Origin of the sequence: Corynebacterium sp. p3-SID1056, from assembly GCF_025152525.1 — a bacterium.
GTDB lineage: Bacteria > Actinomycetota > Actinomycetes > Mycobacteriales > Mycobacteriaceae > Corynebacterium.
Genome location: NZ_JALXXL010000002.1, coordinates 60,163 through 73,941 on the forward strand (window position 1 = coordinate 60,163; position 13,779 = coordinate 73,941).

General features: G+C 65.1%; 15 protein-coding genes. 8 read left to right on the forward strand and 7 right to left on the reverse strand.

Annotated features, from left to right (window positions below; translation table 11 throughout):
- Positions 1–14 precede the first annotated feature (14 nt).
- Positions 15–770, reverse strand: coding sequence for a TSUP family transporter (locus tag M3G14_RS02135; protein ID WP_259924359.1), 756 nt, complete (start codon positions 768–770; stop codon positions 15–17).
- An 18-nt stretch (positions 771–788) separates the two neighbouring features.
- Here M3G14_RS02135 and M3G14_RS02140 point away from each other — a divergent pair, with 18 nt between their 5' ends.
- The 3 genes from M3G14_RS02140 to M3G14_RS02150 all read left to right on the forward strand — a co-directional run bounded on the left by M3G14_RS02140 (position 789) and on the right by M3G14_RS02150 (position 2,267).
- Positions 789–1,205, forward strand: coding sequence for an AbrB family transcriptional regulator (locus M3G14_RS02140; RefSeq protein ID WP_259924360.1), 417 nt, complete (start codon positions 789–791; stop codon positions 1,203–1,205).
- Between the two features lie 127 nt (positions 1,206–1,332).
- Positions 1,333–2,049 (forward strand): CPBP family intramembrane glutamic endopeptidase, encoded by a 717-nt coding sequence (locus tag M3G14_RS02145; RefSeq protein ID WP_259924361.1) that lies wholly within the window; start codon positions 1,333–1,335, stop codon positions 2,047–2,049.
- A gap of 23 nt (positions 2,050–2,072) precedes the next feature.
- Positions 2,073–2,267, forward strand: coding sequence for an AbrB family transcriptional regulator (locus M3G14_RS02150; protein WP_259924362.1), 195 nt, complete (start codon positions 2,073–2,075; stop codon positions 2,265–2,267).
- Here M3G14_RS02150 and M3G14_RS02155 read toward each other — a convergent pair.
- Complete coding sequence (locus tag M3G14_RS02155) at positions 2,257–3,921, reverse strand: DUF885 domain-containing protein (protein ID WP_259924363.1); 1,665 nt, start codon at positions 3,919–3,921, stop codon at positions 2,257–2,259. The genes M3G14_RS02150 and M3G14_RS02155 overlap by 11 nt on opposite strands.
- Positions 3,922–4,079: 158 nt before the next feature.
- Between M3G14_RS02155 and M3G14_RS02160 the strand changes: the two genes are divergently transcribed.
- Positions 4,080–5,150, forward strand: coding sequence for an ROK family transcriptional regulator (locus M3G14_RS02160; RefSeq protein WP_259924364.1), 1,071 nt, complete (start codon positions 4,080–4,082; stop codon positions 5,148–5,150).
- On the opposite strand, the gene M3G14_RS02165 is transcribed toward M3G14_RS02160, so the two are convergent.
- A complete protein-coding gene (locus tag M3G14_RS02165) occupies positions 5,106–5,636 on the reverse strand; it encodes a gamma carbonic anhydrase family protein (RefSeq protein ID WP_259924365.1) in 531 nt (176 codons plus the stop codon). The genes M3G14_RS02160 and M3G14_RS02165 overlap by 45 nt on opposite strands.
- 136 nt (positions 5,637–5,772) lie before the next feature.
- On the opposite strand from M3G14_RS02165, the gene M3G14_RS02170 reads away from it, so the two are divergent.
- Positions 5,773–7,041: a dicarboxylate/amino acid:cation symporter gene (locus M3G14_RS02170; protein WP_259924366.1), complete on the forward strand. Its 1,269-nt coding sequence runs from the start codon at positions 5,773–5,775 to the stop codon at positions 7,039–7,041.
- Here the strand turns inward: M3G14_RS02170 and M3G14_RS02175 are convergent.
- Positions 7,038–7,943 (reverse strand): Sir2 family NAD-dependent protein deacetylase, encoded by a 906-nt coding sequence (locus M3G14_RS02175; RefSeq protein WP_259924367.1) that lies wholly within the window; start codon positions 7,941–7,943, stop codon positions 7,038–7,040. The two genes, M3G14_RS02170 and M3G14_RS02175, sit on opposite strands and share 4 nt — an antisense overlap.
- A 26-nt stretch (positions 7,944–7,969) precedes the next feature.
- Complete coding sequence (amn, locus tag M3G14_RS02180) at positions 7,970–9,310, reverse strand: AMP nucleosidase (RefSeq protein ID WP_259924368.1); 1,341 nt, start codon at positions 9,308–9,310, stop codon at positions 7,970–7,972.
- Between the two features lie 20 nt (positions 9,311–9,330).
- Between amn and M3G14_RS02185 the strand changes: the two genes are divergently transcribed.
- Positions 9,331–10,323, forward strand: a complete 993-nt coding sequence (locus tag M3G14_RS02185) for an App1 family protein (protein ID WP_259924369.1) — start codon at positions 9,331–9,333, stop codon at positions 10,321–10,323.
- Positions 10,320–11,132, forward strand: coding sequence for a hypothetical protein (locus M3G14_RS02190; RefSeq protein WP_259924370.1), 813 nt, complete (start codon positions 10,320–10,322; stop codon positions 11,130–11,132). Before M3G14_RS02185 ends, M3G14_RS02190 begins: the two co-directional genes overlap by 4 nt.
- Here M3G14_RS02190 and M3G14_RS02195 read toward each other — a convergent pair.
- Both M3G14_RS02195 and M3G14_RS02200 read right to left on the reverse strand, forming a co-directional pair.
- Positions 11,129–11,704: a TetR/AcrR family transcriptional regulator gene (locus M3G14_RS02195; protein ID WP_259924371.1), complete on the reverse strand. Its 576-nt coding sequence runs from the start codon at positions 11,702–11,704 to the stop codon at positions 11,129–11,131. The two genes, M3G14_RS02190 and M3G14_RS02195, sit on opposite strands and share 4 nt — an antisense overlap.
- 4 nt (positions 11,705–11,708) lie before the next feature.
- Complete coding sequence (locus tag M3G14_RS02200; RefSeq protein ID WP_259924372.1) at positions 11,709–12,284, reverse strand: TetR/AcrR family transcriptional regulator; 576 nt, start codon at positions 12,282–12,284, stop codon at positions 11,709–11,711.
- A gap of 153 nt (positions 12,285–12,437) precedes the next feature.
- Here M3G14_RS02200 and M3G14_RS02205 point away from each other — a divergent pair, with 153 nt between their 5' ends.
- The gene (locus tag M3G14_RS02205; protein ID WP_259924373.1) at positions 12,438–13,772 is read left to right on the forward strand and encodes a M20/M25/M40 family metallo-hydrolase; all 1,335 of its coding nucleotides are present in this window, start codon (positions 12,438–12,440) and stop codon (positions 13,770–13,772) included.
- The last annotated feature ends 7 nt before the right edge of the window (positions 13,773–13,779 follow it).

The following is a 13,779-nucleotide window of genomic DNA, read 5'->3' on the forward strand; positions in this document are numbered from 1 at the left end:
AGCATTTTGGCACATTAGCCCATGCGTGTCAGATACTCTTGCCACCCTAGACGGGCGCATAGTACGACAACCAGCGCAAGGAGCGCGACACGGACAAGTTTCGAACCGCCCTTGAGCACAGTCCTTGCCCCCAATTGGGCACCAACCACGTTCGCCACCGCGAGGATGAGCGCGAGCTTCCACTGCACGTAGCCGCCCGCGATGAACACGGCGAGCGCGCCGCAGTTGGTGGCGGTATTAATCACCTTCGCCATCGCCGCCGAACGCAAAAACGCCTGGGAGAACACGGCGGTGAAGCCCATGATGAGGAACATGCCGGTGCCGGGGCCGAAGATGCCGTCGTAGCCGCCGATCAGTGCCACAGCGAGCGCGGCGAGGGCGAGACGTTTGCCGGAAAAGATGCCGGCGCCCTCCTGCCCGAACTTCGGATTCAGCGCGACAAAGATGCCCACTCCGATAAGAAGGACGAGGATGATGGGGGTGGCCACGGAGTCGTCGATAAGCGAGACCGCTCTGGCGCCGAGCGCGGCGGTGACACCCGCGATGAAGGCGTATACCCATGTCACCCTGGGGACCCCAACGCGGCGCACGAGGGTGGCGGCGGCGGAGGCGGTGCCCGAGATCGCCGCGACCTTGTTCGTGGCCAGCACGGACGCAGCCGGCATCGATGTGGCCGACATCAGCACCGGGATGAGCACGAGACCGCCGCCGCCGATCACGGCGTCGATCCAGCCGGCGAACGCAGACGCGGCGAGGAGGAAAACGATCACGGGACTACTATGCCCCACATGAACCGTTGGCTTGTGGCAGCACCGTTGTCAGTGGTGCTCGGGCTGCTGCTTTCGTATCTGGGGGTCCCAGCAGCGTGGATTCTCGCCGGGATTCTGGGGGCCGGGTCGGTGGCGCTGGTGACGGAGGAAGACCTGCCCGTCAACGAGCACCTGTTCACCTTCGCCCGCGGCACCGTCGGCGTGTTCGCGGCGCTGCCGCTGGTGGGGATGAACCCGCTGCCCTACCTGCTGCCGGGCGTGGTTGCGGGCGCGGTGGTGATCTCTCTTGGGTTCGTTGGCGGCCTAATTTTGGCCAACCACGGCGTTTCACGGGAAACGGGCGTGCTGTCACTTTTGCCCGGCGGCGCGTCGCTGATGCCGGCGATCGCGCGCGACGTGGGCGCGGACATCCGCTACGTCAGCTTCAGCCACTAAAGTTACTCGAGAGGTGATCCTCAACCAGTCTACTAGCGAATAACGCCATGAAGCCAAATCTGGCTGAACTCGAGACGATTCTAGAGGATTTTTACCAACAACTTATCAAAGAATAGGAGACGATCTTATGATCAAGCTACATGACCACCACCCCCTAGCCTTCTCTCTTGGCTGGATTATTTTATATGTCTTGATGTCAACCCCCCTAAGAGCTCAATATGGGGATGGAAGTATTCAATTAATGGCCGGTAATTTGATGTTATCCCTGGTGATTGCTTATTTCCTGATGGCTCTTGGGTTAAATAGTTACTATAAATTGAATCAACTTCCTGAGAACCCTAAACTCTTTATCTATTTTATTCCCATAGTCTTTCTAGCTACAGGCAATCTCTGGTCAGGCTTGCAGGTTCATTATCATGGCAGGCATTTGGCCTTTGCTCTTGTAACCATGGGCTTAATTGGCTTTATTGAAGAGGTTCTCTTCAGGGGATTTCTCTTCCGCACCCTGCTTAAGCGAGACGGTCCACTCCTTGCGATCAGCGTATCCTCGGTGACCTTTGGCCTCGGCCATATTGTGAATCTCTTATCGGGTCAAGCCAGTCTGGATACATTCATTCAAATTGCTTTTGCGGTTGCTTGGGGCTTTATTTTTACGATGGTTTATTACAAGAGCAGCAGTCTCATTCCATGTATTCTAGTCCACAGCCTAGTCGATATGGCATCGCTTTTCACTGTCGACAAGACCCTCACCACCCTGGTCTACCCTCTAGTCACTATAATTGTGGCTATCCTCTATTGTATCCACCTATCTAAACTTCCAACTCCACCCGAAATGCAGGAGTAAATACTTGGTCCCTACCTTCCGGCATGGGGTGGCTCATGGCCAAATGGCTGGGCTTGAGCTTCTACGAGGGCTACCTGGCCACCAGCCCCGGCGCGCTGGAGACCGTGCTGGTGCTGGCCACCAGCCCGGCCGTGGTCTCACTGCAGGTGATCCGGCTGATCTGCATCCTTGTTTTCGCCGGCTACCTGCCGAAGATTCTGCGGAAAATTAGTGGTTGAGTACCTCGTGGGCGAGCATGTCCATCGGCATTGAGCCGAGCGCGAGCGCCTTGCTGTGGAACTCGGCAGCGCCAATCCCCTGGGCGAGCGCCTGCTCGCGCAGGTTGCACCAATCCCGGTAACCGATGGCATAGGAGGGGGCCTGCCCGGGCCAGCCCATGTAGCGGTCGAGCTCGAAGGTGAGGTGCGCCTCGGGCATGGCGCAGTTGTCGCGGAGGAAGGCCTTCGCGTACTGGGCGTCCCAGGTGCCGCTGCCGTCCGGGGTGATCTTCTTCAGGTGAACGCCGATGTCCACCATGACGCGGGCGAGCCGCAGCCGTCGGGAATCCAACAGGCCCATCCGGTAGCCGGGGTCCTCGAACCAGTCGAAGCGCTCCATGAGGTGCTCGGCGTAGAGCGCCCAGCCCTCCATGTGGGCGGAGTTGAAGCACATGGAGCGGCGCCACAGGTTGAGCTCGTTGCGGTTGAGCAGCGCGCTGCTTTGCTGCATGTGATGGCCGGGGATGCCCTCGTGGAAGACGGTGGCCAGCTCCTGCCACGTGTGGAAGGTCTCCTGCCCCTCCGGCACGGACCACCACATGGTGCCCGGCCGGATCATGTCGTCGCTCGGCGGAGTGTAGAAGATCCCGCCGGAGCCGGTGTGGTCGATCGCGGTCGCCACAGGCGGCAGGTCCTCCGGCACCGCGAGTTCGGTGCCGTCGAAGCAGTCGCGGACCCGCTCGTTGACCTCATCCATCCAGGCAAGCAGGGCGTCGGTGCCGTGCAGGGTGTAGCGCTCTTCGCGGTTGAGGCGCCGGTATGCGCCCGCCACCGTCGTGTCCGCGCCGTAGAGCGACTTCGCAAGCGCCTCCTGCTTCTCGACGGTACGAGCCAGCTCTTCGCGCGCCCAGCAGTACGCCTCGTCGAGGTCGACTTCGCGGCCGAGGAAGAACTCAGAAAACAGCTCGTAGCGGTCGCGGCCCACCCCGTCCTCGTGCTTCGCCTGCGGCGAGAGGTCGGTGGAAAGCCAGTCGGCGAAGGAAGCGAAGGCCTCCTTCGCCTCCTCGACCACCTTGGAGCCGACCGGGATGCCCAGGTAGTCCAGGGTGGAGCCGGACTCGCCGAGGCTTTCGCACTGGTTGATCACCGCGTCGATCTGGCGGTGCGAGGCGACGTTGCCGCTGTTGGCCGCCTCGGTCAGCGACTCCTTGTAGCCGCGTAGCGCCGCCGGCACCTTCGCCATCCGCGCGGTGATGTGCTCGAAATCCTCCTCGGTGACCTTCGGCATGAGCAGGAAGGAGTCGCGGATCGTCTGCACCGGGGAGTCGATGTTGTTCAGGCGGCGCAGGAACTCGCCCCGGTGGTGCAGCTCCAGCTGGAAGGAGAGCCGGTCGCGCAGGATCGCGGCGGTGAGCCGGTCGACGTCGTCGAAGTCGTCCTCGTCGTCGGAGGCGTCGGTGGAGTCGTTGAGCGCGTCCACGTCCGCGATGAGGTCGCGGACCCGGTCCGCCACAGCGTCCCAGTACTCGGGGCTAAAGTCTTCCAGCTCGGTGTCGAAGCCCTCGAGCCCGATTTGTGTGCCCATGGTGGGGGTGAGTTCGGCGTAGTCGTAGACGAAGTCCTCACACGTGGCGTCGAGAAGCGAAGGCTCGCGCTCGTTCCGTGGATCAGTCATGAGAGGGCAGTCTATCCCAACTGGGCTTTTGATGACGATCCGCCGCAAAACAAACCAAGCTGTCTAGATCGGCGTTTGAGGTGGTGAGGTGGTTCTTTTGCGGCATACTCAACCCCCCGACTGGACAAAGCGGTCTGTCAGTGAGTAAATATATTCACATGAGTTCCACAACTGCGCCGTTTACCCATCCGAGCACCCCTGCGGCGAAGTGTCTCCACCTCATCCGCCTCCAAGAGCTCACCTCTCGCAGCGAGCTCGTCGAGGCCACCGGGCTTTCCCAACCGACTGTGACCCGCGCCATTGCCGCACTCACCCAGGCCGGCTTCGTCAACGAGCGCACCGACCTCGCCCGCGCCAACGGCCGCGGCCGGCCCACGATCCCGATCGAGCTCAACGAGCGCGAAGCCATCCACGCCGGCATCGCCGTCGGCACAGATTTTGCCTACATCGCCGTCTTCGACATCCGGGGGCGCACCCTGCGCTGCACCGACCTCGAGCTGCCGGTCGCGCACCTGAGCCAGGACGACGTGGTGCAACACCTCATGGCGGGGCTCAACCGGCTCACCGCTGGGCTCAACCGCCCGCTCGCGACCGTCGGCGTGACCACCTCGGGCACGGTCTCGGAGGACGGCACCGTCATCGCGCTCAACCTCGGCTGGGACGGCGTGGACTTGGCCGGGCAGATGCGAGAGCAGTTTGCTGTGCCGGTCGAGGTGTCGTCGATTAGCGCGGCGATCATTGGCTCCGAGATGCAGTCGAGCCGCGACCTGACCCCCTCCTCGATCATGGCGCTGTTCGCCGACGACTCGATCGGCTGCGCGGTCTCCACTGCCGACGGGGTGCACCCCATCCGCGTGCAGCGCCGCGAGCTGACCACCCGCGGCCTGCTCGACAGCATCGGCGCCCCCAACGTCTGCACGCTTGTCGACGCCGTCAAGGACGGCACCGCCGGAACCCGCGCCGCGCTCGACGAACGCGCCCGCGGCCTGGGCAGCCTCGTCGCCGAGCTGAGCAGCGAATACTCGCCCGACACCGTGGTCGTCGCCGGCAGCGCATTTATCGACGACCCGCTGTCCACCGCCCCCTTCGCCCGCACCGTACGCGAGGAGGCCGCCGAACCGCCGGCGCTGCGGATGATTCCCTCGCACCAGGAGGTGGTGCGTGATATCGCCCGCGCCGTCGCCCTAGACCTCGTGCTGCGCGAGCCCCTCGCGGTGGCGGCGGGCTAGCTCGACGTAGCCGGCCGCGTGCTCCACCCGCTGCTCGCGCGTGTCCGGCTCCAAGGTCTTGCGCACCTTCGCCGGCACGCCCGCGGCCACGGAGAAGGGCGGGACGACCTGGCCCTCCAAGACGACGCCACCGCCGCCGACGATGCTGCCCTCGCCCACGCGCGCGCCCGAGAGCACGGTCGCGCTCATGCCGATCAGGCACGCCGACTCGACGTGGCAGCCGTGTACCAGCGCCAGGTGGCCGACCGTGACGTCCTCTTCAAGCACCGTGGTATGGCCGTACTCCACGTGAATGACGGCGCCGTCCTGCACGTTGGAGCGCGCGCCGATCACGATGCTGCCGACGTCGCCACGCAGCACCGCCCCGGGCCAGATGTTGGCGTCCTGCCCAATCGTGACGTCGCCGATAATGGTGGCCCCGGGGGCGATGTACGCGCTCGGGTGGATCTGCGGGGTTTTGCCTTCGAAAGAGTAAATGCCTGCCATGGTGTGCTCCTTGAGATGAGTCAGAAGATGTTTCCATACTACTCGGTCTACAGTTTTCAGATTAGTAATTTCATTGCAACCTGCTAGTGTCTGGCAAGTAAAAACTGATCTGTTCACTTTTCCAACGGGAGCGCGCATGTCTCTACCCAAGTGGGCCACCGGCTTCGGTGCCCAAGTTATCTACGGCCTCATCATCGGCCTGATCCTCGGATTTGTCGCCAACGACTGGCTCGCCGGACTCCTCGACTGGGTCGGCGGCACCTACGTACAGCTACTCAAGCTGCTGATCCCGCCGCTGGTATTCACCGCGGTCGTCACCTCCATCGCCAAGCTCCGCGAGGTGACCAACGCAGCCCGGCTTGCCGCCCAGACGCTGATCTGGTTCGCCATCACCGCCTTCTTCTCGGTGATTATCGGCATCGCCGTCGGCGCAATCCTCAAGCCCGGCGCGAACTCCACCGTCGACGCCGCCGAGGCCGCAGAGCCGTCTACCACCGGCTCCTGGATGGGCTTTCTGGACTCCGTCGTGCCCTCCAACTTCCTCGGCCTGGGTACAAACGGCGAGTCCGTAAGCTTCAACGTCCTGCAGATCCTCGTCGTCTCCCTGCTCATCGGCATCGCCGCGGTGAAGGCGGGCAAGTCTGCCGAGCCGTTTATCCAGTTTTCCGAGTCCCTGCTCTCCGTCGTCCAGGTCGTTTTGTGGTGGGTCATCCGCCTCGCCCCGATCGGCACCGCGGCGCTCATCGGCAACGCCGTCGCCACCTACGGCTGGGAGGCCTTAAGCAACCTGGGCCAGTTCGTCCTGGCCATCTACATCGGGCTTGCCCTGGTCATCTTCGTGCTCTACCCGCTCGTACTCGCGGCAAACAAGATCAGCGTTGTCGAGTTCGCGCGCCGCGTCTGGCCGGTGACCATGCTCGGCTTTGTCACCCGCTCCTCCATGGGCGTGATGCCGGTCAACCAGCGCACCGTCGAGCAGTCCATGGGCGTGCCCTCCGAGTACGCCTCCTTTGCGATGCCGCTGGGTGCGACCACCAAGATGGACGGCTGCGCCTCCATCTACCCCGCCATCGCCGCTCTGTTCGTCGCGCAGTTCTACGGCATCGACCTGGGCGCGACCGACTACCTGCTCATCGTGATTGTGTCCGTGCTGGGCTCCGCAGCCACCGCCGGCACCACCGGCGCGACCGTCATGCTCACGCTCACGCTGTCTACGCTGGGGCTCCCACTTTCCGGCGTGGGCCTGCTGCTCGCCGTCGAGCCGATCATCGACATGGGCCGTACCGCGGTCAACGTCACCGGCCAGGCCGTCGTCGCAGCCGTGGTGGCCACGCGCGAGAAGATCCTGGACAAGCAGGTCTGGGACAACGCAGAGAGCGTCAGCTTTTCGGCCAAAACTGCCTAAAGCTCCAGCCCGTCGAGGATCGCGTCCATCGCTTCGGCGACCCCGGTGCGCCACAGCGTCGTCGCCTTCGGGTCGCCGCGGCCCGGCCCGCCGTTGACCACCGAGACGGGTTTGCCCTGCTTGCGGGCGTCGATGACGAAACGGTAGCCGCTCATCACCGCCAGCGAGGTGCCCAGCGCCAGCACCGAATTCGACTCGTCGAGCCATTGGTGCGCCGCTTCACGACGCCCCCGCGGCACGTTTTCCCCGAAGTAGACCACCGAGGGTTTCAGCCGCTGGCCGCCGCATGCCGGGCAGTCGATCATGCGGAAGCGCTCGACGTCTGTAGCGCGCAGTTCCACGTCGCCGTCCGGGTTGATCATGCTGCCAGTGACCTCGACGGAGTTGAAGTAGTCGGGGTTGGCTTGGGTGAGCAGGGCGTCGATAAGCGAGCGGGCATGGTGCGCTCCGCAGTCGAGGCAGACGACCTCCTCCATGTCCCCGTGCAGCGCGATGACCTTGCGCGAGCCGGCGGCAAGGTGCAGCCCGTCGACGTTTTGGGTAACAATGCCGGTGAGCAGCCCGGCGCGCTCCAGCTCAACCAGCGCGAAGTGCGTGCGGTTCGGGGCGGCGGCGCGCATGAACTGCATGCCGACGAACGCGCGCGCCCAATAGCGGCGCACCTGTACCGGCGAGTGGGCGAACTCCTGGTACGTCATCGGCCGGCCCTTGGTGAGGCGGCCGCCCTCCGAACGGTAATCGGGGATGCCGGAGTCGGTGGACACGCCTGCGCCCGTAATCACCAGGACGCGGCCGGCGCGCAGCTGCGCCACGACCCGCTCGCGCGCAAGCTCCGGGTCCGTGGGCGCGGTGGTTTCGTGCACGACCCGCTCGATGGAGCGCACCGCACTCGCGTGCGCCATCCGTACAGCCGGGTCGTTGAAGGAATCTACCGGAATGGCAGCTCTCCAATCGTGCGGCGCAGCTTGCGGGTGCGCAGCCGCTGCGGGTTCTTCGCCAGCTTCTCCATCGCGCGCACTGCGCACATCACGTGCGCCTCCTTCGAGTTGGAGTAGAAGGCCTGGGCGGCCGCCGGCAGCTTCGGCACCGCGTGCAACGGCAGGTCGGAGACTGCGAGCAGCGCGCCGTATGGGACCCGGTAGCGGTACCCGTTGGCGGCGATGGTGCAGGACTCCATGTCGACTGCGGCCGCCGTGGAGCCGCGCAGCCACTCCCACAGGTCGCGCGGCGTCTTCCACTCCCAGTTCCGGTCGCCGGTGGACAGCACGGTGCCGGTGCGCATCAGCGCGGTGTCCTCGCCGTAGATCTTGGAGACCGCCTTTTCCAGGGTGCGCTGGATCTCCGGCACCGCGGGGATGGGAGAGTCGGGGCGGATGTGCTCGTCGAGCACCGTGTCTTTGCGCTCGTACGCGTTGCCCAGGATGAGGTCGCCGATGCGCATGCGTGCGTCCATGCCCGCGCAGTGGCCGATCATGATCCAGGCCTCCGGGCGCAGCACCGCCAGCGAGTCGGTGATCGTCTTCGCGTTTGAGGGGCCGACGCCGATGTTGATCATGGTGATACCGTCGCCGCCATCGGTGACCAGGTCGTAGCGCGGCATCTGGTGCTTCGCGTTGCCCTCGGGCACGACCAGACGCGTGTAGCGCGAACCTTTGCGGGCAAGCTCCGCCTCGCCAAATTTCACAAACTCGGTGACGTGCATGTCGTAATTGGTAAACAGGATGAACTTCTGCAGCGTCTCGACCTGGATACCCGTGTAGTGCTCGAGCCGGGCGAGCGCCAAATCGAAGCGCTGGGGGCCGAAGTGGAACAGTGGCTTTTCGGTGCCGTGGAAGGCGTCCCAGTGGCCGTCGATAATCGCGTCGTGCACCTCGTCGAGGGTCGGCCGCGGCACGTCAGGGGCGTTCGCGGGGCGGGCACCGATGCCCCGAATGTACTCCGGCGGGATGCGGGTATCCGAGTACCCGACGCTGATCTCGCACTCGTAATTGCTGGTGAGCGCCTCGAGCTGGGAGCGCAGGTACGGGGCCATGAGATCCGGGCGCGACAGCTCCGCGCTGTACACGCCGGCCTCATCCACGTAGCCAAAGGGCTCGGAGCGATCCACCGGCGCCCAGCTGTCAATCTTTACTGAGAGCTTGGGGTAGCACACATCCTTGTAGCGCGCGTAGTCGCCGCTGGTCATCGCGTCGCGCGCACGCTCGCACGACGCTGTGTAGAGCTCGATGAGCGTATCGACGGCCACGTGTGCACTTCCGACAATATTCATAGCGCCTAGACTACTGGCTTATGGGATTTTCAGACGTGGTCCGCTGGGCGGAGCACCGCATCAACAGTGTGGACGTGAAGGCGAAATCGCGCCGCGGGTGGGTACCGCAGGTCACAGGCTTTACCGGCTACGGCAACTCGGAGCGCGCCCGCGTGCTCGGGCGGGTGTTGATGGCCGACCCGGAGCGCGAGCCGAAAACCGAGGTGGAGCGCGGCTACCGCCAGTTCTTCACCACCCAGGTCCCCAACATCGCCGTGACCGTTGAGCTGGGCCGCCAGCGCGTCACCGCGCAGACGGACCGCAACGGCTATCTCGAAGTACTGCTCCTCGACCACGGGCTGGAGCCGGGCTGGCACACCGCCACCGTGCGCACCCCGTTGAGCGCCGAGCCGAGCGAGGCGCGGGTGCAGATCATCGCCGATGACGTCACGCACGGGCTGATTTCCGACGTCGACGACACGATCATGGTGACGATGCTGCCGCGCGCCATGCTCGCCGCCTGGAACTCCTGGGTGAAAAAGACGAATACGCGCCAACCGGTGCGCGGCATGCGCGAGCTCTACGCGGAGATGCTCGAAGCAGGCGAGCCGACCTTCTACGTCTCCACCGGCGCGTGGAACACCTACGACACGCTCACGGACTTCATCGCCCGCGAGAAGCTCCCGCCCGGTCCCCTGCTGCTCACGGACTGGGGGCCGACCCCGACCGGGCTCTTCCGCAGCGGCCAGGAGCACAAGCGGGTCGCGCTGCGCAACCTCATCGTCGACTTCCCCAACATCCGCTGGACGCTGGTGGGCGACGACGGCCAGCACGATCCCATGCTCTATTCGGACCTGGTGCAGGAGCACCCCGATCGGGTGCGCTTGGTGGCGATTCGCGAGCTCAGCCGTTCGGAGCACATGCTCGCGCACGGCACCACCACCACGATTTCGCAGCCCGGCAACTACCGCACGATCAAGTCGATCCACGGCCACACCGGCTTCGACCTGCGCAAGGAGTTCCGGAAGCTGTGAAGCGGACAATCGCCGCGCTGCTGTGCACGGTGGGCACGGTGGGCACGGTGGGCGCGCTTTCCGCGTGCCAGCAGGTGCCCGAGGAACACCCCGCCCCGCTGACCGAGATGGATGAGCAGCTGGGCGTGGACCCGGCATGGCTCGCAGAGCAGGTGGAAACCATCTCGCGCGACACCGACACCGCGCTGGGCATCGTGCTTATCGACGACGACTTCTCCGCCATCCGCGCCGGAGACACCAGCATGCTGCACACCTGGTCCACCGTCAAAGTGCCGGTGGCGTTTGCCGCCCTCGAGCACTGCGAGGTCGACGAGGCGACGCGCGAGGCGCTGGTGACCACCATGATTGAGATCTCGGATAACGCCTCCACCGATCAGCTCTGGTGGTGCCTGGAGGCCGCCGGCGGGGCCGAGAAGCTCGTCGGCGAAGAAATTGCCAAGGCGGACACGCAGGCAGAGCTCTCCCCGACGTGGGGGATGAGCGAGTGGTCCGTCGAATCCCAGGCGCGCTACGGCCACTACCTGGCGGAACTTGCTGATGCCGAACCGGACGACACCACCGCCTTCGTGCTCGATCTGATGAGCCACGTCGATGAGTCGCAGGCCTGGGGCCTGGGTACTTTGGGCATTCCCTTCAAAGGAGGCTGGAGCGATACCCCGGATGGGACGTGGGAGTCGCGCCAGTTCGGCTACGCCACGTTCGGCGACAAGCGCTACGGCGTCGCCGTGGCCGCGACGAGCGAGATCGGGTCGTTTTCCGACACCACCGACGCCCTCGACCAGCTCGCCGCCGCGCTCGGCACGGTTTAAATTCCGGCGAGGAGGCGGCGCACCTGCTCGATGCGCTCCGCCGTCACTTCTGCCCCGAGCCGGTCGCGGTAGGCGCTGATGAACAGGTATTGGGTGCCCGAGATCATGAACATGGCCGTGTCATCCAGCAGCTGGCCGGAGACGTGCTTGCCCTGTGCCTCGAGCAGCTCCTTGAGGCCGTCGCGGATCGGCGAGAACAGCAGGTTGGACAGCGTCTGGTTCAACCTCGCGTGGACCGGGGAGTCGATGAGGTGGCACACCATCTGGCGGTGCGGCTCAAGCGCACTGGAAAGGCGACGCACCTGCTCCGGGTAGCTCGTATCGCCCACAAAGTTGGCGGCGAACTCGCTGTAGGCGGGCACGAGCACGGCCTCCCCGGCCGCGAGCACCACACCGTCGCGGTCTTGGAAGTGCTCGTAGAACACCTGACGGCTGACTCGGGCCGCCTTCACAATGGCGGAGACCGAGAGCTGGTCGACCCGTTTCGTCGCCAAAAGCTCGATGGTGGCACCTACGAGCGCCTCGCGGGTGCGGACCGCGCGCGGGTCGACGCTGCTTTCCCTCCGTGCCATGGTGCTAGAGGGCCTCGCGCAGCACGTCGAGTACGGCGGAGGCGCGCGCTGCCGCTTCCTCGGCGCTGTCAGATTCGCGTACGCACTTGACCAGGAGGCGGAACGCCCCGGCGCGCAAAAGGTCGCCCAGGTCCTCCAGGCGCTGCGGGTCGATCTCGCCCATGCGCTCCTGCAGGGAATCGACCGCGCTGCGCAGCATCGGCTGCTCCGGGGTGGTAAAGACCGCCAGCACGGCGGGCAGGGCGGGTCCGCCGACCACGTTGAGCAACAGGTCGCGCTCCTCGTACATGCCGCTGACCAGTACCGCGATGGCGGTACGCGGGCCGTCGCCGTGCGTGTACTCCTCGATGTATTCCTCGATGACTGGGCGGAAAATGCGCTCGATGACGGCGCCAACCACCGCGTCGCGGCCGTCGTAATGCTCGTAGAAGACCTGCCGGCTCATGCCGGCGCGTTTCACAATTGCAGAGACCGTGATGTCTTCGGTCTTGTGCTCCAGCTGGAGGTCCCTCGTGGCAGTGAGAAAGGCTTTCCGCGTTCGTACTGCGCGGGGGTCCGTACTGCCCTCCCTGCGAGCCATTGTTGCTTCTCTACCTCCGCTCTGCCCAAGGAGTGCGCCAATGCGCGCACGTTATCCTTGACACCGGCCGCGCACATACGTTGCGTGGCCGCCCTTTTCGTTTCAACACCTGTAAATTACCCCATGAGTCAAACTTAAGAAAGCGGGCGTAAATTGACTACCCCAGCATCGCTTACAGAGACGACACTTACGCTGCTACAAGAATTAATTCAGCTTTCTTGTGTCAACGATCTCACCCCCGATTCCGGGCAGGAGCACAAGGCGGCGGACGCACTTGAGCGCTTCTTCGCGGACGCGCCGAACGTGCGCGTCGAGCGTTTCGAGTCCCACCCGGGGCGCACCTCCATCGCCTTCACGCTGGAGGGCTCGGACCCGAACGCCGAGCCGTTGACGCTGCTCGGACACACCGATGTGGTGCCGGTCGATGCGGCCAAGTGGACCAAGGACCCCTTCGGGGCCCAGCTTATCGACGGCCGCGTGTACGGCCGCGGCGCAACCGACATGCTCTACATCACCGCCGCCATGGCCGCAGTGGTGCGCGACGTCGCCCTAAGCGGCACGCAGCCGGCCGGCACCTTAACGTTCGTCGGCTGCGCGGACGAGGAGGCCCGCGGCGGTCTCGGGGTGGGCTGGCTGGCCGAGCACCACCCGGACGCCTTTTCTTGGAAGAACTGCCTGTCGGAGGAGGGCGGCTCGCACCTGCCGGTGAAGGACGGCTCGGACGCGCTGGTCGTGGTCGTCGGCGAGAAGGGTGCCGCGCAGCGCCGCCTGACGGTGCACGGGGACGCCGGCCACGGCTCAACCCCGCACGGGCGCGAGCTGACGATCGCCAAGATTGGCAAGGTGGCCGAGCGCATCGCGGCGCTTACACCCCCGGTGACCGCCGACGAGCCGTGGCCCGGCTACGTGCGGGCGTGGAAGTTTGATGCGGAAACTGAAGCGGCCCTGCTCGCCGGCGAGGGCTACGAGGCCTTCGGCGAGCTCGAGCGCTACTCGCACGCGATGAGCCACCTCACCGTGGCGCCGACGGTGCTGCGCGCAGGCGGCGCGATCAACGTGCTGCCCTCTCAGGCCTCGCTGGAGCTGGACATCCGCCCGCTGCCTGGCCAGACGCAGGAGGAGATCGACGAGCTGCTGCGCGACGCGCTTGGCGACATGGCGGATGAGGTAGAGATCACCCACCTGATCACCGAGGACGCCTCGGTCTCGCCGACCTCGGGGCCGCTCTACGAGGCGATCGTCGATACCTTCGGCGAGTTCTTCCCCGACGCCGCCGTGGTGCCCACCCTGGCCGCCGGCGGCTCGGACCTGCGGTTTGCGCGCCGCAAGGGCGGGGTGGGTTACGGTTTCGCGCTGCACAAACGCGAACGCACCCTGGGCACGGTGCTCGACCTTTTGCACAGCCACGACGAGTACGTGGACGTCGAGGACGTGGAGCTGACGGTGCAGGCGTACCGGAGCGTGGTGCGGCGGATGGTCAAGGCCTAACCCCTTT

Excerpts from the sequence above, each read along its gene's own strand:
- M3G14_RS02140 (WP_259924360.1), top strand. The coding sequence starts at position 789 with ATGAACCGTTGGCTTGTGGCAGCACCGTTGTCAGTGGTGCTCGGGCTG.
- M3G14_RS02145 (WP_259924361.1), top strand. The coding sequence starts at position 1,333 with ATGATCAAGCTACATGACCACCACCCCCTAGCCTTCTCTCTTGGCTGG.
- M3G14_RS02150 (WP_259924362.1), top strand. The coding sequence starts at position 2,073 with ATGGGGTGGCTCATGGCCAAATGGCTGGGCTTGAGCTTCTACGAGGGC.
- M3G14_RS02155 (WP_259924363.1), bottom strand. The coding sequence starts at position 3,921 with ATGACTGATCCACGGAACGAGCGCGAGCCTTCGCTTCTCGACGCCACG.
- M3G14_RS02160 (WP_259924364.1), top strand. The coding sequence starts at position 4,080 with ATGAGTTCCACAACTGCGCCGTTTACCCATCCGAGCACCCCTGCGGCG.
- M3G14_RS02165 (WP_259924365.1), bottom strand. The coding sequence starts at position 5,636 with ATGGCAGGCATTTACTCTTTCGAAGGCAAAACCCCGCAGATCCACCCG.
- M3G14_RS02170 (WP_259924366.1), top strand. The coding sequence starts at position 5,773 with ATGTCTCTACCCAAGTGGGCCACCGGCTTCGGTGCCCAAGTTATCTAC.
- M3G14_RS02175 (WP_259924367.1), bottom strand. The coding sequence starts at position 7,943 with ATGGCGCACGCGAGTGCGGTGCGCTCCATCGAGCGGGTCGTGCACGAA.
- amn (WP_259924368.1), bottom strand. The coding sequence starts at position 9,310 with ATGAATATTGTCGGAAGTGCACACGTGGCCGTCGATACGCTCATCGAG.
- M3G14_RS02185 (WP_259924369.1), top strand. The coding sequence starts at position 9,331 with ATGGGATTTTCAGACGTGGTCCGCTGGGCGGAGCACCGCATCAACAGT.
- M3G14_RS02195 (WP_259924371.1), bottom strand. The coding sequence starts at position 11,704 with ATGGCACGGAGGGAAAGCAGCGTCGACCCGCGCGCGGTCCGCACCCGC.
- M3G14_RS02200 (WP_259924372.1), bottom strand. The coding sequence starts at position 12,284 with ATGGCTCGCAGGGAGGGCAGTACGGACCCCCGCGCAGTACGAACGCGG.